The organism is Streptomyces sp. ADMS (assembly GCF_033441795.1).
Lineage (GTDB): Bacteria > Actinomycetota > Actinomycetes > Streptomycetales > Streptomycetaceae > Streptomyces.
In genome coordinates this window covers 48,925-73,836 of sequence record NZ_JAVFVX010000026.1, presented here as the reverse complement: position 1 = coordinate 73,836, position 24,912 = coordinate 48,925, and the positions used below count along the sequence as shown (strand labels likewise).

Below are 24,912 nucleotides of genomic sequence, written 5' to 3'. Positions count from 1 at the left end.
CCGGTTCCCGTTCATGACGTCAGCGGTCCCGGTCCTCGACCAGCCGGACGAAGTCCCGCTCGTTGCGTTCGGCGCGCCGCACGTACCAGCGGGCGAGCAGCACCAGCGGCGTGTAGAGGCCGAACCCGAGGATCAGCCACTCCAGGTGGTGGGCTTCGGGCATCGCCGCGAAGAGCAGCGGCAGCGGGGCGATGAGCAGTGCGAGGACCGCGAACACGGCGAAGGCGGCGCGGAGTTGGGAGCGCATAAGGGAGCGGACGTAGGTGTGGCCGAGGGTGGTCTGTTCGTCGATCTCGGTGCGCGGCCGGTAGTAGCCGGAGGTATGGCGGGCGCGGCGGGGCGGCCCGGTGACGACCACACGGCGTTCGGAAGGATCCTGGGGCATGGCTGGATGGGCCCCCTCAGCTCGTGGGCCGGCGCATCAGCAGGTCCCGCAGCTCACGGGCGTGCCGCCGGCTGACCTGGAGCTCCTCGGCGCCGACCAGGACGCTCACGGTGCCCGCGTCGAGGCGGAGTTCCCCGATGTGACGCAGGGCGACGAGATGGCGTCGGTGGATGCGGACGAATCCGCGGGCGCGCCAGCGGTCCTCCAGGGTGGAGAGCGGGATGCGTACGAGATGGCTGCCCCGGTCGGTGTGCAGACGGGCGTAGTCGCCCTGGGCCTCGGCGTGGGTGATGTCGTCGACGGCGACGAAACGGGTCACGCCGCCGAGTTCGACGGGTATGTGGTCGGGGTCGGGTTCGTGCACGGGTATGGGTGCGGGGAGGGGCGGGGCGGTGATCCGCAGTTCGGCGGCTCTGCGGATGGCCTCGGCGAGGCGTTCCCTGCGTACGGGTTTCAGTACGTAGTCCACGGCCTTGAGGTCGAAGGCCTGGACGGCGAAGTCCTCGTGGGCGGTGACGAACACGACGAGCGGCGGCTTGGCGAACCCGGTGAGAAGGCGGGCCAGGTCGAGGCCGTCGAGGCCGGGCATGTGGATGTCGAGGAACACCACGTCGATGGCCTCGGGCCCGCCGGGCCCCGACTCCAGGGCCCGGTTGATGCGGCGCAGCGCCTCGGTCGCGTCACCGGCGCCTTCGGCGCTGCCGATCCGTGGATCCGCGTTCAGCAGATACAGCAGCTCCTCCAGGGAGGGGCGTTCGTCGTCGACGGCGAGGGCGCGCAGCATGAACGTGGAGTGTAGGTGGAATTCGTACGTGTGCACATGCGCCGGACATGCAAGCCGCCGCCGGGGCGCGGTACCCGCCGTCGCTGGATACAGTGCCCGGGTGAACAGCAGGCCGGCGCCTTTCGACGAGATCGACCGGAAGATCATCACCACCCTGATGGCGAACGCCCGTACGAGCTTCGCCGAGATCGGCGCGGCGGTCGGACTGTCCGCCACCGCGGTGAAGCGGCGGGTGGACCGGCTCCGCGAGACGGGCGTGATCACCGGGTTCACGGCGACGGTGGAGCCGTCGGCGCTCGGCTGGAGCACGGAGGCGTACGTCGAGGTGTACTGCGAGGGGGCGGCGCCACCGCGGCGGCTCGCGGAGGTGGTACGCAACCATCCGGAGATCACGGCGGCGATGACGGTGACGGGCGGCGCGGACGCGCTGCTGCATGTGCGGGCGACGGATGTGGAGCACTTCGAGAACGTGCTGGAGCGCATCCGTACCGAGCCGTTCATCCGGAAGACGATCAGCTACATGGTCCTGTCCCACCTCCTCCCGGAAAGCCCGGAGGCGGGCGCCACCCACCCCGCTCCGAACAACCCTTCGGGCGACGCATCAGACCTGCGTTGAGAACCTGAAAGACGCAGGATTCCTGCGCGGACACGCAATCGTTGTCACTTGTCGGGCGTCAGGCTCTGTTTCTACCGTGGTGTACATCCAACTCAACACCGCAGGAAGCGGAGGAACCCCTCTGTGCCCGACAGCCGTGTGCCGCGCCCCCGGCGCTTTCTTGTCTGTGAACCCAGACATTTCGCCGTGCAGTACGCGATCAACCCCTGGATGAACCCCGACACCAGGGTCGACGTGGATCTGGCCCAGGAGCAGTGGCGCTCACTGATCAGCGCCTATCGCGCCCACGGCCACACCGTGGACACCGTGGAGCCGGTCGCCGGCCTGCCCGACATGGTGTTCGCCGCGAACTCGGCGGTCGTCGTCGACGGCCGTGTCTTCGGCTCCTCCTTCCACGCCCCCGAGCGCCGTCCCGAGTCGACCGCGTACGAGACGTGGTTCAAGTCGGCGGGCTACGACGTCCACCGCCCCGAGTCGGTGTGCGAGGGCGAGGGCGACCTGGTCCCGGCCGGCCGCTGGATCCTGGCGGGCACGGGCTTCCGTACGACCCGGGAGGCCCATCACGAGGTGCAGGAGTACTTCGGCGTCCCGGTGATCGGCCTCAAGCTGACGGACCCGTACTTCTACCACCTGGACACGGCGCTGTTCGTCCTCGACGAGAGCAACATCGCCTACTACCCGGACGCGTTCTCGCCGGGCAGCCGCGAGGTGCTGGCGCGGCTGTATCCGGACGCGGTCGTGGCGACCCGCGAGGACGCGCTGACGTTCGGTCTGAACTCGGTCTCGGACGGCCACCACGTCTTCATCGACCCGGGCGCCACGGCTCTCGCCGCCGAACTGACGCGCCACGGCTACCTTCCCGTCCCCGTCGACCTGTCGGAGTTCCGCAAGGCCGGCGGCGGCATCAAGTGCTGCACTCAGGAGATCCGCTCATGACCGCACCAGCGAGCACAAGCACGGGCACGCGTACCTCCGCGGACCTGATCCGCGCCGAGGAACCGGTCCTCGCCCACAACTACCACCCGCTGCCCGTGGTCGTGGCCCGCGCGGAGGGTGCCTGGGTCGAGGACGTCGAGGGCCGCCGCTATCTGGACATGCTGGCCGGCTACTCGGCCCTCAACTTCGGCCACCGCCACCCGGCACTGATCGAGGCGGCGCACCGCCAGCTGGACCGCCTCACGCTCACGTCCCGCGCCTTCCACAACGACCGCCTGGCCCAGTTCGCCACCTCCCTGGCCGAGTTGACGGGCCAGGACATGGTCCTGCCGATGAACACCGGCGCGGAGGCGGTGGAGAGCGCCGTCAAGGTGGCCCGCAAGTGGGCGTACGACGTGAAGGGCGTCCCGGCCGACCGGGCGACGATCGTGGTGGCGGCGGACAACTTCCACGGCCGTACGACGACGATCGTCAGCTTCTCCACCGACGAGACGGCCAGGGCGGGCTTCGGCCCGTTCACGCCGGGCTTCCGGATCGTCCCCTACAACGACCTGGCGGCCCTGGAGGAGGCGGTCGACGAGACGACGGCGGCGGTCCTCCTGGAGCCCATCCAGGGCGAGGCGGGCGTGCTGATCCCGGACGACGGCTATCTGACCGGCGTACGCGAACTGACCCGCCGCATGGGCTGCCTCTTCGTCGCTGACGAGATCCAGTCGGGCCTGGGCCGCACGGGCAGCACGCTCGCGGTCGACCACGAGGGCGTCGTCCCGGACATGCTGCTCCTCGGCAAGGCCCTGGGCGGCGGCATCGTGCCGGTGTCGGCCGTGGTCGCCCGCCGGGACGTCCTCGGGGTACTGCACCCGGGCGAACACGGCTCCACGTTCGGCGGCAACCCCCTGGCGGCGGCGGTCGGCCAGGCCGTGGTCGAGCTGCTGGAGACGGGCGAGTTCCAGCGCCGGGCCGCCGAACTGGGCGTCGTCCTGCGCGACGGTCTGACCGGCCTTGTCGGCAAGGGCGTGGTCGGGTTCCGGTCGCGCGGACTGTGGGCGGGGGTCGACATCGACCCGGCCATCGGTACCGGGCGGGAGATCAGTGAACGGCTGATGCGCGAGGGGATTCTGGTCAAGGACACGCACGGGTCGACGATCCGGCTGGCGCCGCCGCTGACGGTCACCGGGGAGGAACTGGGGATGGCTCTGGAGGTGCTGGAGAGGGTGCTGACGCGGGGCGCCTGACGCCCGACGGCACGGCCGGACCCGGCCGGTTCCCTCACTCGGGCCGGCTGTCCATGCGCCGTGCCGTCATCAGCTCCAGCGCGCGGAGCGCCATGCGATCGCGCGTGCGGTGCACGCACGCGTTCCACTGCCGGGTGAGTCCCGGGCGTTCCTCCGGGTGCTCCCACACCCTGAGCGGTCCCGGGGCGACGCCCGCACCCGGCATCCGCAGATGGACCAGGTGGTCGACCACCGGACGCGGCGCGCGCAGTCCGGCGGTGTCGTCGCCGGCGCACGCCCGTCGACGACGAGGGCGACCGTGGCGAGCAGCCAGTCGTGCGGGGCCAGGTCCTCGCGCAGGGCCACCGGCCGCTCCGGAGTCGCTCCCGCCGTCGGTTCGAGCCCGGGACGCACCCTGCGTGCTTCGTCGTCGGCCAGGGCGAAGGCACCGTGGAAGTCCTCGCCGCCGACCGCGGCCCAGCGCAGCCTCGTGCGCCGGGCCGGAAACGCGGCGCGGTGGTCCGGCAGCGGTGACCGCTGGACGCGGCCGGCCAGCGACGCGCTCACGGCTCCGGGGTCCAGGCTCTCGTCGTCGCGGCCCGCCAGGAAGCGGCTCTGGAGGCTCTCCGGGGCGCGGTGCCCGCCGACCTCGATCACGCCGGGCCGCGCCAGACAGTGCGCCCAGGGCAGTCGGCGGTCCCCGCCGGCGACGACCACGGTACGCGTCGAACCCTGGGCGACCCGGCCGCCCACCACACAGGCCCGGGCCGGCAGGGTTCCGATGCCACGCCCCCGTCCGCCCGACTCGGTGAACAGCGGACGGTCCACGCCGTACGGAAGGTCGGCGGACACCACCCGGCGCACCGGTCGTTCGTGCACCCGGACCCACTCGCCCGGCACGAGATCCAGCAGGCGCGCGTCGGCGGGGGCGGGCAGGGGCGTGCGGTTCATGAACAGCCCGGTACGGATCTCACCGAGCACGGCCCACGGGGCGTCGCCGGTCGGGGACCGCCCCGGCTTCGAGGCGCTCGACCGCGTGTGGGAGGTGGGTTGCAAGCGTCTCGACGAGGTCCTCTATGACTGCACAGGATGCTGATCACCCCCGTTACAGGGGGCCGCCTCGACACATAGACTGGCGTCCCAAGTGAGGAGCGACGCCCTTGTTCTACTACGTACTCAAATACGTGCTGCTCGGGCCGCTGCTGAGACTGGTCTTCCGGCCTCGGATCGAAGGGCTCGAACACGTACCGTCGTCGGGCGCCGCCATCGTCGCCGGCAATCATCTGTCGTTCTCGGACCACTTCCTGATGCCCGCGATCCTCAAACGGCGCATCACCTTCCTCGCGAAGGCCGAGTACTTCACGGGGCCCGGGATCAAGGGGCGGCTGACCGCGTACTTCTTTCGCAGCGCCGGGCAGATTCCGGTGGACCGGTCCGGCAAGGAGGCCGGGCAGGCGGCGATCCGTGAAGGGCTCGGGGTCCTGAGCAAGGACGAGCTACTCGGCATCTATCCGGAGGGCACCCGGTCACACGACGGACGGCTGTACAAAGGCAAGGTCGGGGTCGCCGTCATGGCGCTCAAGGCCCAGGTGCCCGTCATCCCGTGCGCGATGATCGGCACCTTCGAGGCACAGCCGCCGGGCAAGGTCATCCCGAACATCCACCCCGTGGCGATCCGCTTCGGCAAACCGCTCGACTTCTCCCGTTACGCCGGGATGGAGAACGAGAAGGCGGTTCTGCGGGCCATCACCGACGAGATCATGTACGCCATCCTCTCCCTCTCCGAGCAGGAGTACGTCGACCAGTACGCGGCCGTCGCCAAGAAGGAGGAGGCCGCGCGGAAGGCCGCCGAGAAGAAGGCGGAGAAGGAGCAGCGGGGGCGCAAGTTCCCGCGCATGCCGCTCAGTTGACGATCTGCTCGTAGCTAATCCCCGCTGGACGGGTCGGTTTCAGCGGTTACGGTCGCTCCATGAGACGAGCTGTGGTGATCGGAGCGGCCGGGCAGATCGGGCGGGTGGCGGTGGGGGCGCTCGCCCGGGACGGGTGGGAGGTGACCGCCGTATCTCGGGGCGGCGCGCGGGACGTGAGCTGGCCGGACGAGGTGCGGGTGAGCACCGCCGACCGGGCCGACGAGACGGCGCTCGCGGCCGTCGTGGGCGACGGGTGTGACGTCCTCGTGGACATGGTGGCCTACGGGCCCGAGCACGCACGGCAGTTGACCGGACTCGCCGGCCGGGTCGGGTCGGCCGTGGTGATCTCCAGTCTGTCCGTGTACGAGGACGACAAAGGACGGAACTTCGACACACAGACGGAGCCCGACGGCTTCCCCGAGTACCCCGTGCCCATCACCGAGGGCCGGCGGACGGTCCGGCCGGGCGAGGGCTCGTACAGCACCAGGAAGGCGGGCCTCGAACGTGAACTCCTCGTCGCCGGAGATCAGTTGCCGGCCACACTGCTGCGGGCGGGCGCGATCCACGGGCCGTACTGCCGCACCCCGCGCGAGCTGTACTTCGTCAAGCGCAACCTGGACGGGCGGCGCCGTCGGGTCCTCGCCCACGGGGGCGCGAGCCGCTTCCATCCGGCGAGCGTCCACAACATCGCCGAGCTGATCCGGCTGGCCGCCGCACAGCCGGGGACCCGGGTCCTCAACGCCGTCGATGCCGAGGCGCCGACGGTGGCGGAGATCGCCGGGGCGATCGACGCCGTGATGGGGGTCGAGGTGGAGACCGTCCTGGTGGACGGACCGCCCCCGGCACCCACCGTGGGCGACACGCCGTGGTCGGTACCGGTTCCCGTGGTGTGCGACATGTCCGCCGCCGCACGGGAGCTGGGCTACCGGCCCGTCGTCACGTACGCGGAGAGCCTGCCGGAGACCGTCGCCTGGATCGAGGACCGGCTGGCCGGGCAGGACTGGCGGAAGGCGTATCCCAGGATGTACGAGGCATACGGCGACCTCTTCGACTACGCGGCGGAGGACGCCTGGCCCGCGTGACGGGAAGGGGGCGTCAAGAGGAGTCTTTGGCCGCCCCTCACCTCGTACGACGACTCGCTGCCGCTCCTGCTGCTACGGCTTCGGTGCGGCGCGCGGGGCGCAGGTCACGTCCGCCGCGTCCGCCCTGGCGGTGCGCAGGTAGGTGTCCACCCGCTCGTTGACGCACCGGGTGGCGCGCCCGGTCACGCGATGTGCGGCTTTGCCGTTCTCAGCAGAGGGACGTCGACTCCAGCGCCCCGAGTGCCTCGTCCAGCACCCGGCGCAGCCGCAGCGCGTCCGGTGCGACCGCGGTCACCAGCGCGGCGGGGCCCGCGAGCGGGACGAGCGCGGCCCCCTCCCCCAGCAGCCGGGCCTCGACCGGGGTGTGCACGAACTCCGGCCGTACGACGACGAGTTGACCGAGGGCGCGATGTCCCGCCAGTACGGCGGGCCCGTCCCAGCCGCCCGGCGCTCCGGGGCCGCAGGCCAGCTCCTGGTCGAGGACGACCCGGCCTCCGACCCGCACCGTGAGACGGCTGCCGAGCCGTCCGGGCTCCTCACCGGAGCGCCCGAGCACCTGCTCCTCCCGGAACACGAGCCGGGCGCCCGGCGCGAGATCGACTCGGGTGGCGACGTACAGCTCGCTGCCCTGGGCGCAGATCAACTGCTCGGGCAGCCAACGGAGTTCGCCTCCGTCGGCGACGACGATCCGTACGTCGTAGCGGGCCTCGCCCTTCGCCTGACCCGGCAGTGCGATGGTGGCCGCGGCGGACGCCAGATGCAGTCGGGCGCCCTCCCCCACCTCCGCCTCGACGGCGAAGTGGTCGCCGCCGAGCGGGCCGCTCATGGCGCCGACCAGCATGACGCGGGCCTCGTCTCCGTGCGCACGGATGCGGCGCAGTGCCAGCGGTCCGTCGCCGTCGAGCACCGGAAGGGCGGTGCCGCCCCGGCCGTTCTCCCGGGCGACGATCCGAGCGGTGGCCCGTACGCCGACGCTCATGCCGTCCACGCCGTGAGCCGCGCCCGCACCCACAGGGCGACCTCCGCGACGCCGGCTTCGCTGCGCAGCGACTGGAAGACGACGGGCATCTCTCCGCGCGCCGTCTTCGCGTCGGCGGCCATCCGGCCGAGGTCGGAGCCGACGTACGGCGCGAGGTCGGTCTTGTTGACGACGAGCAGGTCCGATGTGGTGACACCGGGGCCGCCCTTGCGCGGGATGTCGTCCCCGCCGGCGACGTCGATCACGAAGATCTGCGCGTCGACGAGCCCCTTGGAGAAGGTGGCGGTGAGGTTGTCGCCGCCGGACTCGACGAGCACGATGTCGAGTGGCCCGACCTCGTCCTCCAGGTCCTCGACGGCTTCGAGGTTGGCGGAGATGTCGTCGCGGATCGCGGTGTGCGGGCAGGCGCCTGTCTCGACGGCGGTGATCCGCTCGGGCGGCAGCACGGCCTCGCGCAGCAGGAACTCGGCGTCCTCGCGGGTGTAGATGTCGTTCGTGACGACGGCGAGGGACAACTCCTCACGGAGGGCGCGGCAGAGGGCGGCGACGGTGGCGGTCTTGCCGGACCCCACGGGGCCGCCGAGGCCGATACGGAGAGCGCGGCGGGTGCCGTCGGGGCGGTGCGCGTCCGCGCCCACGGCTGCGCCGACTTGGGGGTGGGAGTGGTCGAGGTGCATGGGATACGGCTCCTGTTCTGGCTGCTGTTGTTGTGCGTGTGCGTGTGCGTCGACGGTCCGGGATCGCTTTCCCATCCGCCCGTTGCCGGTCCGTTTCGCCAGGCACCCTCGAACTTCTCGGTGCCGGGCGGCATTCCCAGCCCGTCCGACGGTTGAGACCGAGGCTCTTTCAGGGCCGGAGCGGGGGTCTGGGGGGCGGCAAGCCCCCAGTGGATGGGAACGGACAGGGGAGGCGGGGGCGAACCCCTACGACGCGAACAACCGCACCGCCCAAGCCGCATGACCCTCCGCGCTCACCTCCAGCATCGGTGCGGAAGCCGCGGGCAACGCGTCAACGCCGCCCCCAGCCCCCACCCCCCGAGCCGCCTCCACCGCCCGGTCCGCGACACGATCCAGCTCCGGCGCCAGCCGAGCCAGTACCCCGGTCGCATCGAACGGATCAAGACTCAGCAACCGAACCGTCGCCGAAGCAGGCCCACTGACGCTCTCGTACACGGAGCAGTACGCCGCATCCTCCGGCCCCAGCCCCGCCGCCCGCGCCGCGAGCCCCAGCACGACCGGCTGATGCGCTCCCTTTGGGAACTCCCTTGCCAGTGCGTCGAGTTCGGCCGACGGCCAGGTCGCCCGCGCCGCCCGCATCAACTGGCGCCCCAGCTTGCGCGCGGCAACACGCAACGCCGGCGACGGCGTCCGAGCGTCCGCCGCACCGTCGAGTGCCACCGGATCGACTCCCAGCACCGCGGCCGCGGCCAGCGCGGCCGACACCAGCCCCGCCGTGTGCAGCCGGCCCCGGCAGAACTCCTCCAGACTCGCGGCCCCGGTGATCCGCCCCGCCTTGACGGCAGCCTCAGCCCCGCCGGAGTGCGCGTGCCCTCCGGCGGGGAAACGGCCGTCGGCCAGGACGAGCAACGCTGCCCTGCTCATCAGGCCCTGCCCAAGGAAAGAGTGCTCATCAGAAGAGGAAGTAGCGCTGGGCCATGGGCAGTTCGGCGGCCGGAGTGGCCTCGACCAGCTCCCCGTCGATGTGCACGGCGAAGCTGTCGGGGTTGATCCGTACGTCCGGACGCGCGTCGTTCTCCCGCATGTCGGCCTTGGTCACGGCGCGCGTCGACTCGATCGGCACGAACCGCTTACCCAGCTGGAGCCGCTCCGGCAGTCCGTCCTCGATCGCCAACTGCGCGACGAAGTTGAACGAGTTGGCGGCAGGCGCCCGCCCGATCGCCCCGAACATCGGCCGGGGCAGGATCGGCTGCGGAGTCGGGATCGAGGCGTTCGCGTCGCCCATCTGCGCGTACGCGATCTGCCCGCCCTTGATGACGAGATGCGGCTTGACCCCGAAGAACGCGGGCTCCCAGAGGACCAGGTCGGCGAGCTTGCCCGTCTCCACGGAGCCCACCTCCCCCGCGAGGCCCTGCGCGAGGGCCGGGTTGATCGTGTACTTGGCGACATAACGACGTACCCGACGGTTGTCGGCCCTGCCGTCGCCCGGAAGAGCCCCCCGCCGCCGCTTCATCACATGAGCCGTCTGCCAGGTCCGCATGATGACCTCGCCGACCCGGCCCATGGCCTGAGAGTCGGACGAAATAATGGAAATAGCACCAAGATCGTGCAGGATGTCCTCCGCCCCGATCGTCGACGGCCGGATGCGTGACTCGGCGAACGCCAGGTCCTCCGGCACCGCCGGGTTCAGGTGGTGGCAGACCATCAGCATGTCGAGGTGTTCCTCGGCGGTGTTGACGGTGTACGGCCGCGTCGGATTGGTCGAGCTCGGCAGGACGTGCGGCTCGGAGACCACGGACATGATGTCCGGCGCGTGGCCGCCGCCCGCACCCTCGGTGTGGTACGCGTGGATGCCACGACCCGCGATCGCGGCGAGCGTGTCGGCCACGAAACCGGCCTCGTTGAGGGTGTCCGTGTGGATGGCGACCTGGACGCCCGTGCGGTCGGCGACGGTCAGGGCCGCGTCGATGGCGGCCGGGGTCGAGCCCCAGTCCTCGTGGATCTTCAGACCGAGGGCGCCGCCGCGGATCTGGGAGAGCATCGCGTCGTGCGAGACGGTGTTGCCCTTGCCGAGCAGACCGAAGTTGAGCGGGTACTGCTCCATCGCCTCCAGCATCCGGGCGAGGTGCCAGGGACCGGGGGTCACCGTCGTCGCCTTCGAGCCCTCGGCCGGTCCCGTACCGCCGCCGACGATGGTCGTGATGCCCGACGCGAGCGCCTCGTCGGCGATCTGCGGGCAGATCAGGTGGACGTGCGCGTCGATGGCACCCGCCGTCACGATCCGGCCGTTGCCCGCGATGATCTCGGTCTCCGGACCGATGACCAGGTCGGGATGGATCCCGTCCATCGTGTCGGGGTTGCCGGCCTTGCCGATGCCGGTGATCCGGCCGTCACGGATGCCGATGTCGGCCTTGACGATGCCCCAGTGGTCGACGATCACCGCGCCCGTGATGACCGTGTCCGGGGTGCCGTCTGCGCGCGTAGCACGCGCCTGGCCCATGGATTCGCGGATGACCTTGCCACCGCCGAACACCGCCTCGTCACCGGCGAGTCCGGGACCGCCGCTGCGGTCCTCCTCGATCTCGACCAGCAGGTCGGTGTCGGCGAGCCGGATACGGTCGCCGGTGGTGGGGCCGAACAGGTCGGCGTACGCGGCACGCGAGATCTCAGGCATCGAGGGCACCTCCGGTCTCCCCGCGCAGTCCGGGCACGATGCGCGCGCCGGCGAGCGGAACGAGTTCCACGTCGACGGGGATCCCGGGTTCGAAGCGGACGGCGGTGCCGGCGGCGATGTTGAGTCGCCTGCCGCGCGCTGCCACACGGTCGAACTCCAGTCCGGGGTTGGCCTCGGCGAAGTGATAGTGGGAGCCGACCTGGACGGGCCGGTCGGCGGCGTTCAGCACGGTCATCGTCGTGACCTCGCGGCCCTCGTTGTACTCAACGGGTCCGTCGGCGAACAGGATCTCTCCGGGAATCACGGCAGTCCCGCCCCTCAGACGATCGGGTCATGGACGGTGACGAGCTTGGTGCCGTCCGGGAAGGTCGCCTCGACCTGGACGTCGTGGATCATCTCGGGGATGCCCTCCATGACGTCCTCCCTGGTCAGCAGCTTGCGTCCGGAGGACATCAGCTCGGCGACCGTACGACCGTCCCGGGCGCCTTCGAGAATGTGCGAGGTGATCAGCGCGACCGCCTCGGGATGGTTCAGCCTGAGCCCACGGGCCCGGCGCTTCTCGGCCACGTCCGCCGCCACATGGATCAGCAGCCTCTCCTGCTCGTGCGGGGTCAGTTGCACGGCGTCCCACCTCACATCCTCGCTCCGGACCGTGCGGGGTCCGGTTGCCCGATGCCACCAAAACCGCTGGTGGCGAGATGGGCACGCTAGTTGGCCGGAGTTTCAGGGACGTTAACCGCCCGGGGATCGAGCGACCCGCTGTCAACCGGCCTTCGACCCGTTCGGCCCCCGGGAGCGGGGGCGCCCATGCTCATCAGTCCGCGCAGCCCGTCCTGAAGCACCTCCACCGGCGCACCGCCGAAGAGGGCCATCTGTGCGAGGAATCCCTGAGCTGCCGCGATCATGGTCCGTGCGACGCTCTCGGCCGGTACGTCGGCACGCATCATCCCCGTCTCCTGGTACCGCTCGACCACCCGCACCCAGGGCACGCGGACCTGGGCGTAGCCCTCGTTGAGCACCTTCGACAGCGCGCCGTCACGCAGCGTCTCGGCCCACACCTGGATGATCAGCCGGGGAAAGACGGCCGCTCCCTCATGCACCAGCCCCGGGCGCAGGCCCAGCATCCTGCTCATCACCTCGCCCACGATCTCGTCCGGGGGCGGAGGCGGACTCTGCTCTCCCGCGGTCTCGAAGGCGTCACGGACCTCCTGGAGCACCTCGGTCACGATGGCGGCGATCAGCTCCTCCTTGCCGCTGAAGTAGCGGTAGACGGCCCCGGCGGAAAGGTCGACCTCCTTGAGCACGTCCTGCATCGACGTGGCGTGGAAGCCGTTGCGGGCGAAGCAGAGTGCCGCCCCGTCGAGGATCTGACGGCGCCGGGCGTCGAGGTGTTCCTGGGATACGCGAGCCATGCCACCAAAGTAAAACGAACATTCCTTCTTGACAAGACAAGCGGGCGGCGGGACGGTGATGACGTACCTAAAACGAACGATCCTTCTTTTTGGATCGTCGGTCCCGTCGATTCGAGGGGGAAACCATGCCCACCACGCCCACCGCGGCGGCTGCGGCCGTCACGAGCACTGCGACCGCCCAGAGGCACCGCCGCCACATGATCGCCGTCGTCGTCCTGATCCCCGTCCTGGTCGCACTGGCGCTCTGGGCCTTCGCCTGGCCCGCCGCCCGCACCGCCCCCCGCGACCTGCCCCTGGGGGTGGCGGGCCCGGCCGCCGCGGTCACCCAGGTGGAGCAGCAACTGTCGGCACACGAGGGCGCCTTCGAGATCCACCACTACGCCGACGAGGCCGCCGCCCGGGACGCCATCGAGAACCGGACCGTATACGGTGCCGTGGTCGTCACCGCCCAGGGTCCGAAGCTGCTCACCGCGTCGGCCGCGAGCCCCTTGGTCTCCCAGCTGCTCCAGCAGGCGGTGACCACACAGGCGGCGCGGTCCGGCACCCAGGTCACGACCGTCGATGTCGTCCCCGCCGCCGCGAGCGATCCGCGCGGCGGCGCTTTCGGCGCGAGCGTGCTGCCGCTGGCTCTCGCCGGTGTGGCCGCCGGCGCGGTGGTCACCCTGCTCGGTCTGCGTGGGGTTCGTGCGGCCGGTGCGCTGCTGGCCGCCGCCGCGCTGGTCGGTGTCGTCGCCGCCGCGATCGCGCACAGCTGGCTCGGCGTGCTCACCGGCGACTGGTGGACCGAGGCAGCCGCGCTGGGACTGACGGCGCTGGCCGTGAGCGGTGCAGTCGCCGGACTCGCCGCGCTGCTGGGAACCGCGGGAATCGGCCTCGGCGGCCTGACCGTCGTGCTGATCGGCAACCCGTTCTCCGGCGCGTCCAGTGCCCCGCAGTTGCTGCCCGAGCCGGCGGGCACGATCGGTCAGTGGCTGCCGCCGGGCGCCGGCGCCTCCCTGCTCCGCTCGGTGTCGTTCTTCGACGGCGCGGCGGCCTTCGGCCCCGCCCTGACGCTGGCCTGGTGGGCGGCCCTGGGTCTGGGCGCGGTTCTGCTGGGCAGTGCGCTCAAGCGCCGTACGGAGGACAGGGACTGCGCGCCGGTGACGACCGCCGAGCGGGAACCCGCTTTTGTGAACTGACCGCCCGCGCGGAACCCGACCGGGTGCCCCCGCTGCGGCGGGCGGGGCATCCTGTCCTTCTCCCGCCGTGCCCATCACCCCCCGCGCGTCCGCTCAGCGGGCCCCGGGCCCCCGGTGCTCCGCCGCGATGCCGAACCGCTGCCGTTCGACGGGCACCGCAGGGACCTCCCTGACGCTGGAGACCGCGCTGACGACCTGCTCCTCCGCCGCGTCCAGCTCGTCGAGGCGTTCCAGGTCGGCTGCGGAGACCAGGGCGACCAGGGGCTTGCCGTGCCGCGTCACGACGACGCGCTCACCGCCGTACACCACCTTGTTGATCAGGTCGGCGAGTTCAGCCCTGGCTTGCGTCACCGGAATCTCGTAGGCCATGTGTTCCAGCCTAGAGCGTCTCTAGAACTCTGTGTGTGCCTGTGGTTTCCAGGCTTTTCGGGCGCGGCGTGGCCGTGTGCGGTTGCCGTCGGGTGGTCCGAACCTCGGGGTGAGGGGGTGGACTTCGGTGGCGTGCAGGTGGTGGAAGCCGGTCCGCTGGGCGCGCGGGTGCGCCGTCGACAGGTTCTGCGTGAGAGCCGCACCCGGCCGGGCCGAGGAAGGTCTTCGAGCTGGCGGGGTGCGGGTACTGCATGACCTGGCACCGGCCTGCACGCTGCTGGTGTCGTGGTGTCATGCCCCGCCGGACGCTGGACCACCCCGGTGGGGGTGGTGGCGGGGACCGTACGCACATCGGGCATACGGCGGGGAGTCTGTGAGTCCCGGGCCGGGCCCGGGGCTGGGTCTTTGGCAGCGCGCCGGGCGGTCCGGTGCCGGGGGGCGGTGAGTCTGGTGGGGGTGGGGTGCCCCTTGCCCGGGGTGGTCTTCGGACCGGCCGGCCGGGGCGGGGCCGCCTCCGCGTGGCGTTGGCGGCGCAGGCGGCGGGTGGTCTTCTTCGGGCGCCGGACCAGCGTCACGGTGCCCTCCACCGTGGTGTGGATGGTCCGGGTCCCGGTGGTGCGTTCGGTGGTGGTGTGGGTCTGGGCGAGCAGGCCGCGGGAGACGATGCGGCGGGCGGCGGCGTGGTCGCGGTCCATGGACAGCCCGCACCCGGCGCAGTGCGCCCATTTCCAGCCGCGTTCGGATAGCCGGTCGGGGGCGGGGTGGTGGGTGAGGGCGTTCAGGCAGCCGGGGCAGAGTCTGGAGGTGCCCCGGGCCGGGACGGTGACCACCGCGAGCCCGGCCTTCGCGGCCAGGTGGCGGATCGCCTCGGCCACGGTGCCGCGCACCTGCCCCGACAGGCGGGCGTTGCCCCGCCGGTGGCCGCGGGTTTCCAGGGTGGTGAGGTCTTCGAGGTAGATGACGGACGCGCCGAGCGCGGTCGCCTGGTCGACGGCCCAGCGGGCCGCCGCCCAACCGTGCCCCATGGGGTGGCCGACGCGCGGCATACCGGAACGCATCGAGCAAGGTCGCTCACACCACGAAGCGGGACACGACTGACGGCACCCCTTCCACGGCGGCCCGGCCGAGACCCACCCACCTGACTCCGCGGGCAACCGACAGCGCGTGCCTCGTGCGGCGAGCTGCTCCACGGCATTTTCGCTGTCAGCGAGCACCTCGCGGAGGCCCTCGCGGCGGACTCTGTACGTCCTGTACATTTTTTACGGAAGCCACCGAGGAGGCGCGCGCCATGAAGGCCATCGACGAACCGTCAGCCCGCTATGTCCTGCCCGAGTTCACCGAACGGACCAGCGCCGGGCACCGCACGCTCGACCCGTACTCGAAGTTGCTGGAGGAGCGGATCGTCTTTCTCGGGACGCCGGTCGACGACATCTCGGCGAACGACGTGATGGCGCAGTTCATGCATCTCGAATACCTGGCGCCCGACCGGGACATCTCGCTGTACATCAACTCCCCCGGCGGCTCGTTCAGCGCGATGACGGCGATCTACGACACGATGCAGTTCGTCACCTGCGAGGTGGAGACGATCTGCCTGGGGCAGGCGGCGTCGGCGGCGGCCGTACTGCTGGCCGCGGGTACGCCGGGCAAGCGCAGCGCGCTGCCGGGGGCCCGCGTACTGATCCACCAGCCCTCGCTGCCCGAGCCGATCCACGGCCAGGCCAGCGATCTCGCCATTCAGGCCCAGGAGTTGGGCCGGGTCCGTACCCTGCTGGAAGAACTGCTCGTGCGGCACACCGGACAGAGCCCGGAGCAGGTCGCCGCGGACATCGAGCGGGACAAGATCCTGGACGCCCAAGCCGCCCTGGAATACGGGCTGGTGGACCGGGTCGTGCCCAGCCGCAGGTCCTCGCACCCCGCCCCCGGCACGAGGTGAGCCGCCGATGCTTCCGCCCGAACTGCCTCCGCTGCCCGCCCTGACGCGCGCCGAGGGCGAGTTGATCGACCGATATCTCGAAGTGGCCGATCTGCTCGGCCGTATCAACCCGGCGTATCACGGGGACACGTACCGCGGACTGCGGGCCGCGCAGGCTCTGGTCACCAAGGCGGTGGCGTTGCGGGACGCGCTGGAGCTGATGCATCAGCGGGGCGAGGCCGAGGTGCACGCCGATACGCTGGCGCGTGCGCTGCGCGTCCTCGACGGGGAGCGCCGCACGGCGCGTGTCACCGTTCCGCGTGAGCCCGCCAGTTGACTCACCCGGTCGGCGGACTCGTATCGGACGGGCCCACGTGTCGCGGTGACGGACTGTCCGGAACGGGACGGGACGTGACTGGATACCATCCCCCGTTCGGAGTAGCCGTAGGTCCCTCGACGGGCCCGTTCGCCTTGCGCGACGCGCGTAGTTCCCAGCCGGAACGAAGACGTTTCAGGGCTGGTCCGGGGGTGCGCGACCCCCTCGAAAGTCGCCCGGGGGTACGGGTGTCCACCCGAATGGGGCAGCGGTGAGTAACACCACAAAGCCCCGATTCCATTGGGATTTTCATACTTCCATGAGCCAAGATCCCTTCCTGACGACAAGCCCCCGCCACAACGGTGGGGCGATCCGGGCGGACGCCGAGTCCTGCCGCCGCCCGGATGACCGGTCGACAGATGTGCATCGGCAGGAGTGGAGGACCCAAGCACGACGGGTCGCCGGAACGGTCACGCCATGACCGGGCCGAGCAGCCCTTGGGGTGAAGCCGCAGCAGCGGCCGGGCAACTTCGCCAGCCCGAATCCGACAGGTCATCCTTCACAGGCGGCTGACGAAGGGTTGCGCATGTCTGCGCTCAATCGTGTCCCGTCGCTGATGACCCGTGCCGGTACGGCCTCGGCTCTCACCCTCGCCGCCGTGGGCGGCAGCTTGGTGATCCCCGGTGCCGCAACCGACGCCGCGGCGATCGCACCGTCGACGAAGGCACTTCAGATCGCGGCTTCCAAGAAGGGCTCCCCGTACAAGTACGGCGCCGCGGGACCGAGCAGGTTCGACTGCTCCGGGCTCACGCTCTACTCGTACAAGAAGGCGGGCAAGAAGCTGCCTCGTACGGCGGCGGCCCAGTACAACAAGACCAAGCACATCTCCGCCAAGAGCCGCAGGGGCGGAGACCTGGTCTTCTTCCACTCGGGCTCGAACGTCTACCACGTGGGCATCTACGCCGGGAAGGGAAAGATCTGGCACTCCCCGAAGACCGGTGACGTCGTCAGGCTCCAGAAGATCTGGACGAAGAGCGTCTGGTACGGCCGGGTCAGCTGACCCGCCCGGAGCGCGGGGCGGCTGCCAGAGCCGCCGCCCCGCACTGCTCGTACGGCATCACCGGGGCGCCCGGCTCACACCGGCGGGCGAGCTGCTGGTGGCGCGGGCCCGCCGGGTGCTGGACGAGCTGGAGCGGGCCCGGCACGAACTGGCCCGGCTCACCGGCCTGTCGGGCGGCGCGCTCAGGCTCGGCACCTTCCAGACGGCCGGTATCCAGCTGCTGCCGCCGGTGCTGAGCGCGTTCCGCCGGGCCCATCCGGACGTGGAGCTGTCGGTCGCGGACTACGAACCGCCGGCCGGGGTGGCCGCCGTAGCCGCCGGAGAGGTCGATCTCGCGCTCACGCACGCCTACGAACCGGGCGGACCCGCACCGCTGCCCGCGTCGGTCGCCGCCGAGCCGGTCCTCGTCGAGGAGCTGGTCCTGGTGACCGCGCCGGGCCATGTGCTGGCCGGGGACTCGTCCAGGCTGCCCCTGACCGAGCTGGCGGGCCAGCCGCTGATCAGCATGGCGCCGGACCATCCGCCCCGACAGAGCGTGGAAACGGCCCTCGCCCGGGCGGGCGCCACTCCGTCGGTGCTGGTGGCGACGCCGGGGTACGCCCTGGTGTGCGCGCTGGTCAGCGCGGGCCTCGGGGTGGCGGTCGTACCGGAGATGGTCGCGCGGACGGCGGTCACGCCGGTCGGGACCCGGCTGCTGGAGCCGGGCGACCTCCGCCGGACGATCTCGGTCGTCCGCCGTACCGACGAGACCGCGCCCGCGGCCGACGCCTTCCGCGCCCTGCTGCGGGGCGCGTTCGGGCGAGCCCACGGCAGCGGAGTGCAGGGGCCGACCTGAGCCGAACCGTTACGGCTCCTGCTGGCCGGCCGCCGGTACCGGAGGCCTGGCCGGGGCCGTCCACGGGAGTTCGATCGACACCGTCTTGCCGCCCTCGCGGGTGGGACGGACGCGCAGTTTGCCGCCCGACTCCGCGGTCAGCCAGCGGATGATGACCATCCCGCGGCCGTTGTCCTGCTGGACGGCGGCGGGCAGGCGTTTGGGGAAGCGCGGGTGGCTGTCGGTCACCCCGATGCGCAGGTGTTCGTCACGGTCGAGCGCGATGTCCACCGTGAAGGTGGGTGACAACCCGAAGGTGTGCTGTACGGCGTTGGTGGCGAGTTCCGAGACGATCAGGCGGATGGTGTCGGCCGCTTCGGCGTCACTCGGCAGCCCCCATTCCGCCAGTACGTCGGCGACATATGCGCGGGCGGCGGAGACCGAGGCGGGATCGCTCGGCAGAGTGACGGATGCTTCCAGGTGGTCTGCCATGGCGACGTCGTCCCTTTCCCACAGGACCGGGGCCCGACACGGAGCGGCTGGTTCGAGTACGGTCCCGGACTGGTGCTTCGCGCCAGACTGCCATTCCCGTGCCGGTAACGGGGTGCGATCCACCAAGATATGCATATATCTGTCGCTCGAAGCGGTGAACTCTGCGACCCCAGCACGTATTTGGGCGGCCCATCAGGAGTAGGGAGCAGCCCATGCAGTACGGTCCCGCGGTACGCCGCCGGAAACTGGGATCCGAACTGCGCGCACTGCGCGCCAGGGCAGGCCTCACGAGCGGTGAGGCGGCCCGCTTGGTGGGCTGGCACCAGTCGAAGGTGAGCCGGATCGAGACCGGTACGAGCGGGGTGAAACCGGCCGACGTCCGGTTACTTCTGGATGCGTACGAGGTCCCCGGCGGCGAGTCGCGCGACTTGCTGCTCGTGCTGGCGGGCGCCGAGGACGGTGGCCGGCACCACTGGTGGCACGCCTACCGTGGCGTACTGCCGCCCACCTACCGGGACTTCATCAGCCTGGAGTCACAGGCCAGCACGATGCGCACCCTGGAGACCTCGGCCGTCCCGGGGCTGCTGCAGACTCCGGAGTACGCCCGCGCGATGACCCGGGCCGCCGTGGACGGCCTGGAGGAGACCCGGCTCGATGCCCTGGTCGAGGTGCGGCTGGCCCGGCAGGACGTGCTGCGTTCGGATCCGCCGCTGACCCTGCGCGCGGTCCTCGACGAGGCGGTGCTGCGCCGTGAAGTGGGTGGCCCGGAGGTGATGGCACGTCAGCTGGAACGGCTCATGGAAGCGGCCCTGCTGCCCCAGGTGCGGCTCCAGATCCTGCCGTTCGCCGCGGGGGCGTACATCGGCATCACAGGTCCTTTCGTTATCTTCTCCTTTCCGACCATTTCTGACCTGGATGTGGTTGTTCTCGACCAGATGATGAGTAGCCTCTATCTCGAACGGAAAGAAGACCTCCAGGCCTACAGTGAGGCCTTCAACACCCTTCAGATCCACGCCCTTTCGCCCGAGGACTCGTTGGATTTCATCGCCGGTCTGCATCACGGCGTGTAAGGAGGCACCATGCCAGCACTGCCTCGGAACGCTTCGTCCGTCGTCGAACCGTCCGGTGTGCAATGGCTGCGCAGCAGCTACAGCACCGGCGCGAACAACTGTGTGGAGACGGCCCGTCCGGACACGGAAGTCCGGGTCGGCCTGCTCGCCGTACGCGACTCCAAGAACGCTGCCGGGCCCGTCCTGCTCTTCTCCCCCGAGAGCTGGGCGGGATTCCTCACCGCGTTACGGTGATCGCCCCAGGACACACGGCCGTGGTCCGCCGACTCATGGTCGCGTGTCACTGATCAACCGTACTGACGCACTACCGGTCTACGGCCGGTTCTCGCCGATCACCTGTACCGCCCGTGCGATCTGTTCCTCGGCCAGGTCCGCTCGGGCGGTCAGCCGCAGCCGGGACACCCCGTCGGGCACGGACGGCGGGCGGAAGCAGCCCACACCCACTCCCGCGGCCCGGCAGTCGGCCGCCCACCGCACCGCCTTCTCCGGGGACGGCGCGCGCACGGAGACGACGGCCGCGTCCGGCCGTACCGCCGCCAGTTCCTGAGCCGTCAGCCGGGTGTGCAGATCACACGCCACCGCACGCGCCCGTGCGGCCCGTTCGGGCTCGCGGCGCAGCAGCGTGAGGGCCGCGAGGGCGGCGCCCGCCGCGGCCGGGGCGAGACCGGTGTCGAAGATGAACGTACGGGCCGCGTTGACGAGGTGCTCGATCACCGGAGCGGGTCCCAGCACCGCACCCCCCTGACTGCCGAGCGACTTGGACAGCGTTACGGTCACGACGACGTCCGGCGCCCCCGCCAGACCGGCCGCGAACGCCGATCCCCGCCCGCCCTCACCCAGGACACCCAGCCCGTGCGCGTCGTCGACAACCATCCCCGCGCCGAACTCCCGGCAGGCGGCGGCAAGTTCGGACAGCGGTGCAGCGTCCCCGTCGACCGAGAAGACGGTGTCGGACACGGCCACGGCGGGCCCCGTGTGCGTACCGAGCGCCTTGCGGACGGCGTCCGGGTCGGCGTGCCCGACGACCTGGGTGGTGCCCCGGGCAAGGCGGCAGCCGTCGATCAGCGAGGCGTGGTTGCCCGCGTCCGAGACGACGAGGGAGCCGTGCGGCGCCAGTGCGGTGACCGCGGCGAGGTTGGCCGCGTAGCCGGAGGAGAAGACGAGAGCCGCCTCGAAACCGCAGAAGCCGGCCAGTTCACGTTCGAGTTCCGCGTGCAGTTCGGTGCTGCCGGTGACGAGCCGCGACCCGGTGGCACCGCCGCCCCAGCGCCGGGCGGCCCGGGCCGCGCCCTCGGTGACCTCGGGGTGGCGGGCCAGACCCAGATAGTCGTTGCTGGCGAGGTCGAGGAGCGGGGAGTCGGCGGGGCGCGGACGCAGGTTCCGTACCAGTCCGGCGCGGCGGCGCGCCTCGGCCTGCTGGTCGATCCAGCCGAACGCCATGAGTCCTCCGGGGCACGGGAACGCACTCCCGGAACACATTTCCGGGCAGCTACACGTTTGTAGGCAGTGAACAGACCCTAGGGCCTGTCCGGCGGACCACGCCGCAGACGCGTGGCCCGGCACGCGCGTCGCCGCGCTGTCGTCATGCGCCGACGCTCCGCGTCGACTCCCCCCTCCGCCTTGTAGCGGCGCACGCCAGGCCCCGCCCACCGGCACTGATGAGGCTCCGCCGCTTCCCTGCGGCCTGCTCCGCCGAACAGACCCTAGCGGGCCCCTCTGGCACCCGGGATGTGGCGATAGCCACACGTCGAAGCACCTCTCTTGTGCGAACCCTCCTTTCCCTCGGCCCGTCGGATACGTCAGGATCGACTTCCATGGACCTGCTGACGACGCTGGTGGACAAGGGGCTGCGGCGCGAGTTGCCGACCCGCGAAGAGGCGCTGGCCGTGCTGGCCACCTCCGACGACGATCTGCTCGATGTGGTGGCCGCGGCCGGGAAGGTGCGCCGGCACTGGTTCGGCCGGCGGGTGAAGCTCAACTATCTGGTCAACCTGAAGTCGGGCCTGTGTCCCGAGGACTGTTCCTACTGCTCTCAGCGCCTCGGCTCCACCACCGGCATCCTGAAGTACACCTGGCTCAAGCCGGACGAGGCCTCCGAGGCCGCGGCGGCCGGGCTGGCCGGGGGCGCCAAGCGGGTCTGCCTGGTGGCGTCCGGGCGCGGTCCGACGGACCGGGACGTGGACCGGGTCGCAGGCACGATCAAGGCGATCAAGGACCAGAACGAGGGCGTCGAGGTGTGCGCCTGCCTCGGGCTGCTCTCCGACGGCCAGGCGGAGCGGCTGCGCGAGGCCGGGGCGGACGCCTACAACCACAACCTCAACACGTCCGAGGCCACTTACGGGGACATCACCACGACCCACACCTACCAGGACCGGGTCGACACCGTCCAGAAGGCGCACGCGGCCGGGCTGTCCGCCTGCTCGGGCCTGATCGCGGGCATGGGCGAGAGCGACGAGGACCTCGTCGACGTCGTCTTCTCCCTCCGCGACCTGGACCCGGACTCGATTCCGGTCAACTTCCTCATCCCGGTCGAGGGCACCCCGCTGGCCAAGGAGTGGAACCTCACCCCGCAGCGCTGTCTGCGCATCCTGGCGATGGTCCGGTTCGTCTGCCCGGACGCGGAGGTGCGCATCGCGGGCGGCCGCGAGGTCCATCTGCGCACGATGCAGCCGCTCGCCCTGCACCTCGCCAACTCGATCTTCCTGGGCGACTACCTCACCACCGAGGGTCAGGCCGGCAAGGCCGACCTCGACATGATCGCCGACGCCGGTTTCGAGATCGAGGGCACCGACCAGGTGACGCTGCCGGAACACCGGGCAGCGGTTGGCTGCGGCACGGCATCCGCATCGGCATCGGCATCGGCATCGGCGGGAGGGTGCGGCACGGACTCGGGCACCTGCGGTTCGGACACGGCACCCGAACCGCGTACGGATCTGGTCACTGTACGACGCCGAGGTGCCGGAACGGACCTCGCGCCCAATGCCTGACCTGCTCCTGTCCGACCTGCTGGACCTGGACCGGCGGCACGTCTGGCACCCGTACGGGCCCATGCCGGGCCGCGTCGAACCGCTCGTCGTGGAGTCGGCGAGCGGGGTGCGGCTGCGGCTCGCCGACGGGTCGGGCGAGTTGGTCGACGGGATGTCCTCCTGGTGGTCGGCGATCCACGGCTACAACCACCCGGTGCTCAACGAGGCGGCGCGCGGGCAGCTCTCGCGGATGAGCCATGTCATGTTCGGCGGGCTCACCCACGAGCCCGCCGTTCGGCTGGCGAAGCTTCTTGTCGACTTGTCGCCGGATGGACTCGAACATGTCTTCCTCGCGGACTCGGGGTCGGTGTCGGTCGAGGTCGCGGTCAAGATGTGTCTGCAGTACTGGCGTTCGGTGGGCCGTCCGGCGAAGCGGCGCCTGCTGACCTGGCGCGGCGGCTACCACGGCGACACCTGGCAGCCGATGTCCGTGTGCGACCCCGAGGGCGGTATGCACGAGCTGTGGCAGGGCGTCCTGCCCCGCCAGGTGTTCACGGACGCGCCGCCGACGGAGTACGACGAGTCGTACGCCGACCAGCTGCGCTCGACGATCGAGCGGCACGCCGGTGAACTGGCCGCCGTGATCGTCGAACCGGTGGTGCAGGGCGCGGGCGGGATGCGGTTCCACTCCCCCGCGTATCTGCGGGTGCTGCGCGAGGCGTGCGACGCGTACGGCGTGCTGCTCGTGTTCGACGAGATCGCGACCGGGTTCGGGCGCACGGGCGCACTGTTCGCGGCGGAGCACGCGGCGGTGACGCCGGATGTGATGTGCGTGGGCAAGGCGCTGACCGGCGGCTATCTGACGATGGCGGCGACGCTGTGCACGGCGCGGGTGGCCGACGGCATCTCCCGCGGCGAGGTCCCGGTGCTCGCCCACGGCCCGACGTTCATGGGCAACCCGCTGGCGGCGGCTGTCGCCTGTGCCTCGATCGGGCTGCTGCTCGACCAGGACTGGCGGGCGGAGGTCAAGCGGATCGAGGCCGGACTGCGGGAGGGGCTCGCCGGGGCGGCGGAACTTCCCGGGGTCCGGGATGTGCGCGTGCTGGGTGCGATCGGGGTGGTCCAGCTCGACCACGAGGTCGACATGGCGGCGGCCACAGCGGCGGCCGTGCGCGAGGGCGTGTGGCTGCGGCCGTTCCGCGACCTCGTCTACACGATGCCGCCGTATGTCACCGGCGACGCGGACGTGGCCCGGATCGCGCGCGCGGTGTGCGCGGCGGCACAGGAGGGATGACATGCCGATCCTGGTGATCACGGGGACGGGCACGGAGGTCGGCAAGACGGTCACGACGGCCGCAGTCGCCGCCACGGCGCTCGCGGCCGGCCGCACAGTCGCCGTGCTCAAGCCCGCGCAGACGGGGGTACGTCCGGACGAGCGCGGGGACGCCGACGAGGTCGCGCGACTCGCGGGTGACGTTCGGGCCCTCGAACTCGCGCGTTATCCGGACCCGTTGGCGCCCGCGACGGCCGCCCGGCGAGCCTCGCTGCCACCGGTACGGCCGGCCGAGGTGGCGGAGACCGCCGCGAAACTGGCCGCCGGGTACGACGTGGTGCTGGTGGAGGGCGCGGGCGGGCTGCTCGTACGGTTCGACGACGAGGGCGGAACCCTGGCGGACGTGGCCGGGCTGCTGGACGCACCGGTACTGGTCGTCACGTCGGCGGGCCTGGGCACGCTGAACGCGACGGAACTGACGGCCCGTGAACTGGTCCGCCGGGACCTGGCCTTCATGGGGTGCGTCATCGGCAGCTGGCCCGACTCACCGGATTTGGCAGCCCGTTGCAACCTGGCCGACCTGCCGGTGGTCTCCGGGGCTCCTCTGGTCGGTGCGCTGCCCGCGGGGGTGGGGGCACTGCCCCCGGCCGATTTCCGCACCATGGCTGGGAGTTGGCTGGCGCCCGCGCTGGGCGGGACATGGGACGCGATGGATTTCGCGGAGCAGGAAGCGCTCCTTTAGGGGCGCCGGGCCTGTATCGATCTGCGGCTCCGCCGCTGGGCGCGACCAGCC

At 71.2% G+C, this 24,912-nt stretch carries 30 protein-coding genes and 1 riboswitch; of the genes, 15 read left to right on the top strand and 15 right to left on the bottom strand.

Annotated features, from left to right (window positions below):
- Window positions 1-19: 19 nt before the first annotated feature.
- Together RB628_RS14325 and RB628_RS14320 are read right to left on the bottom strand one after the other, a co-directional pair.
- Window positions 20-385 carry a hypothetical protein gene (locus tag RB628_RS14325; protein ID WP_318320773.1) on the bottom strand — a complete coding sequence of 122 codons (366 nt, stop codon included), beginning with the start codon at window positions 383-385 and terminating at the stop codon, window positions 20-22.
- 16 nt (window positions 386-401) lie between these two features.
- Complete coding sequence (locus tag RB628_RS14320; RefSeq protein ID WP_318320772.1) at window positions 402-1,169, bottom strand: LytTR family DNA-binding domain-containing protein; 768 nt, start codon at window positions 1,167-1,169, stop codon at window positions 402-404.
- A 100-nt stretch (window positions 1,170-1,269) separates the two neighbouring features.
- On the opposite strand from RB628_RS14320, the gene RB628_RS14315 reads away from it, so the two are divergent.
- The 3 genes from RB628_RS14315 to rocD all read left to right on the top strand — a co-directional run bounded on the left by RB628_RS14315 (window position 1,270) and on the right by rocD (window position 3,956).
- The gene (locus RB628_RS14315; protein WP_318320771.1) at window positions 1,270-1,785 is read left to right on the top strand and encodes an Lrp/AsnC family transcriptional regulator; all 516 of its coding nucleotides are present in this window, start codon (window positions 1,270-1,272) and stop codon (window positions 1,783-1,785) included.
- A 123-nt stretch (window positions 1,786-1,908) separates the two neighbouring features.
- The gene (gene ddaH, locus RB628_RS14310) at window positions 1,909-2,721 is read left to right on the top strand and encodes a dimethylargininase (protein ID WP_318320770.1); all 813 of its coding nucleotides are present in this window, start codon (window positions 1,909-1,911) and stop codon (window positions 2,719-2,721) included.
- Entirely contained in the window at window positions 2,718-3,956 is a 1,239-nt protein-coding gene (gene rocD, locus RB628_RS14305) for an ornithine--oxo-acid transaminase (RefSeq protein WP_318320769.1), read from the top strand. Before ddaH ends, rocD begins: the two co-directional genes overlap by 4 nt.
- A 69-nt stretch (window positions 3,957-4,025) precedes the next feature.
- Here rocD and RB628_RS14300 read toward each other — a convergent pair whose 3' ends face one another.
- The gene (locus RB628_RS14300) at window positions 4,026-4,916 is read right to left on the bottom strand and encodes an SCO2521 family protein (RefSeq protein ID WP_318320785.1); all 891 of its coding nucleotides are present in this window, start codon (window positions 4,914-4,916) and stop codon (window positions 4,026-4,028) included.
- A gap of 179 nt (window positions 4,917-5,095) precedes the next feature.
- Here RB628_RS14300 and RB628_RS14295 point away from each other — a divergent pair, with 179 nt between their 5' ends.
- Both RB628_RS14295 and RB628_RS14290 read left to right on the top strand, forming a co-directional pair.
- Complete coding sequence (locus tag RB628_RS14295; protein WP_318320768.1) at window positions 5,096-5,845, top strand: lysophospholipid acyltransferase family protein; 750 nt, start codon at window positions 5,096-5,098, stop codon at window positions 5,843-5,845.
- A 71-nt stretch (window positions 5,846-5,916) separates the two neighbouring features.
- Window positions 5,917-6,927 carry an NAD-dependent epimerase/dehydratase family protein gene (locus RB628_RS14290; protein WP_318320784.1) on the top strand — a complete coding sequence of 337 codons (1,011 nt, stop codon included), beginning with the start codon at window positions 5,917-5,919 and terminating at the stop codon, window positions 6,925-6,927.
- 72 nt (window positions 6,928-6,999) lie between these two features.
- Here the strand turns inward: RB628_RS14290 and RB628_RS14285 are convergent, their stop codons facing one another.
- From RB628_RS14285 to RB628_RS14250, 8 genes are all read right to left on the bottom strand, one after another.
- Entirely contained in the window at window positions 7,000-7,113 is a 114-nt protein-coding gene (locus RB628_RS14285) for a hypothetical protein (RefSeq protein ID WP_412180653.1), read from the bottom strand.
- Window positions 7,114-7,135: 22 nt separating this feature from the next.
- Window positions 7,136-7,906, bottom strand: a complete 771-nt coding sequence (locus tag RB628_RS14280) for an urease accessory protein UreD (protein WP_318320783.1) — start codon at window positions 7,904-7,906, stop codon at window positions 7,136-7,138.
- A complete protein-coding gene (gene ureG / locus RB628_RS14275; protein WP_318320767.1) occupies window positions 7,903-8,583 on the bottom strand; it encodes an urease accessory protein UreG in 681 nt (226 codons plus the stop codon). The genes RB628_RS14280 and ureG overlap by 4 nt, the downstream gene beginning before the upstream one ends.
- A gap of 246 nt (window positions 8,584-8,829) precedes the next feature.
- Window positions 8,830-9,507, bottom strand: a complete 678-nt coding sequence (locus RB628_RS14270; RefSeq protein WP_318320766.1) for an urease accessory protein UreF — start codon at window positions 9,505-9,507, stop codon at window positions 8,830-8,832.
- A gap of 28 nt (window positions 9,508-9,535) precedes the next feature.
- Window positions 9,536-11,257, bottom strand: coding sequence for an urease subunit alpha (locus RB628_RS14265; RefSeq protein WP_318320765.1), 1,722 nt, complete (start codon window positions 11,255-11,257; stop codon window positions 9,536-9,538).
- Window positions 11,250-11,561, bottom strand: a complete 312-nt coding sequence (locus RB628_RS14260; RefSeq protein ID WP_318320764.1) for an urease subunit beta — start codon at window positions 11,559-11,561, stop codon at window positions 11,250-11,252. The genes RB628_RS14265 and RB628_RS14260 overlap by 8 nt, the downstream gene beginning before the upstream one ends.
- A gap of 14 nt (window positions 11,562-11,575) precedes the next feature.
- Complete coding sequence (locus tag RB628_RS14255; RefSeq protein ID WP_055535472.1) at window positions 11,576-11,878, bottom strand: urease subunit gamma; 303 nt, start codon at window positions 11,876-11,878, stop codon at window positions 11,576-11,578.
- Between the two features lie 86 nt (window positions 11,879-11,964).
- Window positions 11,965-12,669 carry a TetR/AcrR family transcriptional regulator gene (locus tag RB628_RS14250; protein WP_318320763.1) on the bottom strand — a complete coding sequence of 235 codons (705 nt, stop codon included), beginning with the start codon at window positions 12,667-12,669 and terminating at the stop codon, window positions 11,965-11,967.
- A gap of 197 nt (window positions 12,670-12,866) precedes the next feature.
- Between RB628_RS14250 and RB628_RS14245 the strand changes: the two genes are divergently transcribed.
- Window positions 12,867-13,847: an ABC transporter permease gene (locus RB628_RS14245; RefSeq protein WP_318320782.1), complete on the top strand. Its 981-nt coding sequence runs from the start codon at window positions 12,867-12,869 to the stop codon at window positions 13,845-13,847.
- Between the two features lie 93 nt (window positions 13,848-13,940).
- Here RB628_RS14245 and RB628_RS14240 read toward each other — a convergent pair whose 3' ends face one another.
- The gene (locus RB628_RS14240) at window positions 13,941-14,216 is read right to left on the bottom strand and encodes a type II toxin-antitoxin system Phd/YefM family antitoxin (RefSeq protein WP_318320762.1); all 276 of its coding nucleotides are present in this window, start codon (window positions 14,214-14,216) and stop codon (window positions 13,941-13,943) included.
- Window positions 14,195-15,274 carry a zinc ribbon domain-containing protein gene (locus RB628_RS14235; protein WP_318320761.1) on the bottom strand — a complete coding sequence of 360 codons (1,080 nt, stop codon included), beginning with the start codon at window positions 15,272-15,274 and terminating at the stop codon, window positions 14,195-14,197. Before RB628_RS14235 ends, RB628_RS14240 begins: the two co-directional genes overlap by 22 nt.
- Before the next feature lie 239 nt (window positions 15,275-15,513).
- On the opposite strand from RB628_RS14235, the gene RB628_RS14230 reads away from it, so the two are divergent.
- From RB628_RS14230 to RB628_RS14215, 4 genes are all read left to right on the top strand, one after another.
- The gene (locus RB628_RS14230; RefSeq protein WP_318320781.1) at window positions 15,514-16,149 is read left to right on the top strand and encodes an ATP-dependent Clp protease proteolytic subunit; all 636 of its coding nucleotides are present in this window, start codon (window positions 15,514-15,516) and stop codon (window positions 16,147-16,149) included.
- A gap of 7 nt (window positions 16,150-16,156) precedes the next feature.
- Window positions 16,157-16,465 (top strand): hypothetical protein, encoded by a 309-nt coding sequence (locus tag RB628_RS14225; RefSeq protein WP_318320760.1) that lies wholly within the window; start codon window positions 16,157-16,159, stop codon window positions 16,463-16,465.
- A gap of 382 nt (window positions 16,466-16,847) precedes the next feature.
- Window positions 16,848-17,027: riboswitch (cyclic di-AMP (ydaO/yuaA leader) on the top strand.
- A gap of 3 nt (window positions 17,028-17,030) precedes the next feature.
- Window positions 17,031-17,504 carry a C40 family peptidase gene (locus tag RB628_RS14220; protein ID WP_318320759.1) on the top strand — a complete coding sequence of 158 codons (474 nt, stop codon included), beginning with the start codon at window positions 17,031-17,033 and terminating at the stop codon, window positions 17,502-17,504.
- On the top strand, window positions 17,443-18,339 hold the full coding sequence (locus RB628_RS14215) for a LysR substrate-binding domain-containing protein (protein ID WP_412180652.1): 897 nt from the start codon (window positions 17,443-17,445) through the stop codon (window positions 18,337-18,339). The genes RB628_RS14220 and RB628_RS14215 overlap by 62 nt, the downstream gene beginning before the upstream one ends.
- A 9-nt stretch (window positions 18,340-18,348) precedes the next feature.
- Here the strand turns inward: RB628_RS14215 and RB628_RS14210 are convergent, their stop codons facing one another.
- Window positions 18,349-18,810: an ATP-binding protein gene (locus tag RB628_RS14210; RefSeq protein ID WP_318320758.1), complete on the bottom strand. Its 462-nt coding sequence runs from the start codon at window positions 18,808-18,810 to the stop codon at window positions 18,349-18,351.
- 212 nt (window positions 18,811-19,022) lie between these two features.
- Here RB628_RS14210 and RB628_RS14205 point away from each other — a divergent pair, with 212 nt between their 5' ends.
- Both RB628_RS14205 and RB628_RS14200 read left to right on the top strand, forming a co-directional pair.
- Window positions 19,023-19,880: a helix-turn-helix transcriptional regulator gene (locus RB628_RS14205; RefSeq protein ID WP_318320757.1), complete on the top strand. Its 858-nt coding sequence runs from the start codon at window positions 19,023-19,025 to the stop codon at window positions 19,878-19,880.
- 9 nt (window positions 19,881-19,889) lie between these two features.
- On the top strand, window positions 19,890-20,114 hold the full coding sequence (locus RB628_RS14200; RefSeq protein WP_318320756.1) for a DUF397 domain-containing protein: 225 nt from the start codon (window positions 19,890-19,892) through the stop codon (window positions 20,112-20,114).
- A gap of 78 nt (window positions 20,115-20,192) precedes the next feature.
- On the opposite strand, the gene RB628_RS14195 is transcribed toward RB628_RS14200, so the two are convergent.
- On the bottom strand, window positions 20,193-21,320 hold the full coding sequence (locus RB628_RS14195) for an 8-amino-7-oxononanoate synthase (RefSeq protein WP_318320755.1): 1,128 nt from the start codon (window positions 21,318-21,320) through the stop codon (window positions 20,193-20,195).
- A gap of 374 nt (window positions 21,321-21,694) precedes the next feature.
- Between RB628_RS14195 and bioB the strand changes: the two genes are divergently transcribed.
- Genes bioB through bioD form a run of 3 tightly spaced genes read left to right on the top strand, consistent with a single transcriptional unit; the run spans window position 21,695 to window position 24,861 of the window.
- Entirely contained in the window at window positions 21,695-22,867 is a 1,173-nt protein-coding gene (gene bioB, locus RB628_RS14190; RefSeq protein WP_318320754.1) for a biotin synthase BioB, read from the top strand.
- The gene (locus RB628_RS14185; protein ID WP_318320753.1) at window positions 22,860-24,140 is read left to right on the top strand and encodes an adenosylmethionine--8-amino-7-oxononanoate transaminase; all 1,281 of its coding nucleotides are present in this window, start codon (window positions 22,860-22,862) and stop codon (window positions 24,138-24,140) included. The genes bioB and RB628_RS14185 overlap by 8 nt, the downstream gene beginning before the upstream one ends.
- A gap of 1 nt (window position 24,141) precedes the next feature.
- The gene (gene bioD, locus RB628_RS14180; protein ID WP_318320752.1) at window positions 24,142-24,861 is read left to right on the top strand and encodes a dethiobiotin synthase; all 720 of its coding nucleotides are present in this window, start codon (window positions 24,142-24,144) and stop codon (window positions 24,859-24,861) included.
- The last annotated feature ends 51 nt before the right edge of the window (window positions 24,862-24,912 follow it).

What these genes read in the sequence shown, in the direction of transcription:
- RB628_RS14220 (WP_318320759.1), top strand. Translation starts at nt 17,031, where the DNA reads ATGTCTGCGCTCAATCGTGTCCCGTCGCTGATGACCCGTGCCGGTACG.
- RB628_RS14245 (WP_318320782.1), top strand. Translation starts at nt 12,867, where the DNA reads ATGATCGCCGTCGTCGTCCTGATCCCCGTCCTGGTCGCACTGGCGCTC.
- RB628_RS14265 (WP_318320765.1), bottom strand. Translation starts at nt 11,257, where the DNA reads ATGCCTGAGATCTCGCGTGCCGCGTACGCCGACCTGTTCGGCCCCACC.
- RB628_RS14210 (WP_318320758.1), bottom strand. Translation starts at nt 18,810, where the DNA reads ATGGCAGACCACCTGGAAGCATCCGTCACTCTGCCGAGCGATCCCGCC.
- ureG (WP_318320767.1), bottom strand. Translation starts at nt 8,583, where the DNA reads ATGCACCTCGACCACTCCCACCCCCAAGTCGGCGCAGCCGTGGGCGCG.
- RB628_RS14195 (WP_318320755.1), bottom strand. Translation starts at nt 21,320, where the DNA reads ATGGCGTTCGGCTGGATCGACCAGCAGGCCGAGGCGCGCCGCCGCGCC.
- bioD (WP_318320752.1), top strand. Translation starts at nt 24,142, where the DNA reads ATGCCGATCCTGGTGATCACGGGGACGGGCACGGAGGTCGGCAAGACG.
- RB628_RS14320 (WP_318320772.1), bottom strand. Translation starts at nt 1,169, where the DNA reads ATGCTGCGCGCCCTCGCCGTCGACGACGAACGCCCCTCCCTGGAGGAG.
- RB628_RS14240 (WP_318320762.1), bottom strand. Translation starts at nt 14,216, where the DNA reads ATGGCCTACGAGATTCCGGTGACGCAAGCCAGGGCTGAACTCGCCGAC.
- RB628_RS14250 (WP_318320763.1), bottom strand. Translation starts at nt 12,669, where the DNA reads ATGGCTCGCGTATCCCAGGAACACCTCGACGCCCGGCGCCGTCAGATC.
- RB628_RS14200 (WP_318320756.1), top strand. Translation starts at nt 19,890, where the DNA reads ATGCCAGCACTGCCTCGGAACGCTTCGTCCGTCGTCGAACCGTCCGGT.
- rocD (WP_318320769.1), top strand. Translation starts at nt 2,718, where the DNA reads ATGACCGCACCAGCGAGCACAAGCACGGGCACGCGTACCTCCGCGGAC.
- RB628_RS14280 (WP_318320783.1), bottom strand. Translation starts at nt 7,906, where the DNA reads ATGAGCGTCGGCGTACGGGCCACCGCTCGGATCGTCGCCCGGGAGAAC.
- RB628_RS14325 (WP_318320773.1), bottom strand. Translation starts at nt 385, where the DNA reads ATGCCCCAGGATCCTTCCGAACGCCGTGTGGTCGTCACCGGGCCGCCC.
- RB628_RS14205 (WP_318320757.1), top strand. Translation starts at nt 19,023, where the DNA reads ATGCAGTACGGTCCCGCGGTACGCCGCCGGAAACTGGGATCCGAACTG.
- RB628_RS14185 (WP_318320753.1), top strand. Translation starts at nt 22,860, where the DNA reads ATGCCTGACCTGCTCCTGTCCGACCTGCTGGACCTGGACCGGCGGCAC.
- bioB (WP_318320754.1), top strand. Translation starts at nt 21,695, where the DNA reads ATGGACCTGCTGACGACGCTGGTGGACAAGGGGCTGCGGCGCGAGTTG.
- RB628_RS14270 (WP_318320766.1), bottom strand. Translation starts at nt 9,507, where the DNA reads ATGAGCAGGGCAGCGTTGCTCGTCCTGGCCGACGGCCGTTTCCCCGCC.
- RB628_RS14225 (WP_318320760.1), top strand. Translation starts at nt 16,157, where the DNA reads ATGCTTCCGCCCGAACTGCCTCCGCTGCCCGCCCTGACGCGCGCCGAG.
- RB628_RS14235 (WP_318320761.1), bottom strand. Translation starts at nt 15,274, where the DNA reads ATGCGTTCCGGTATGCCGCGCGTCGGCCACCCCATGGGGCACGGTTGG.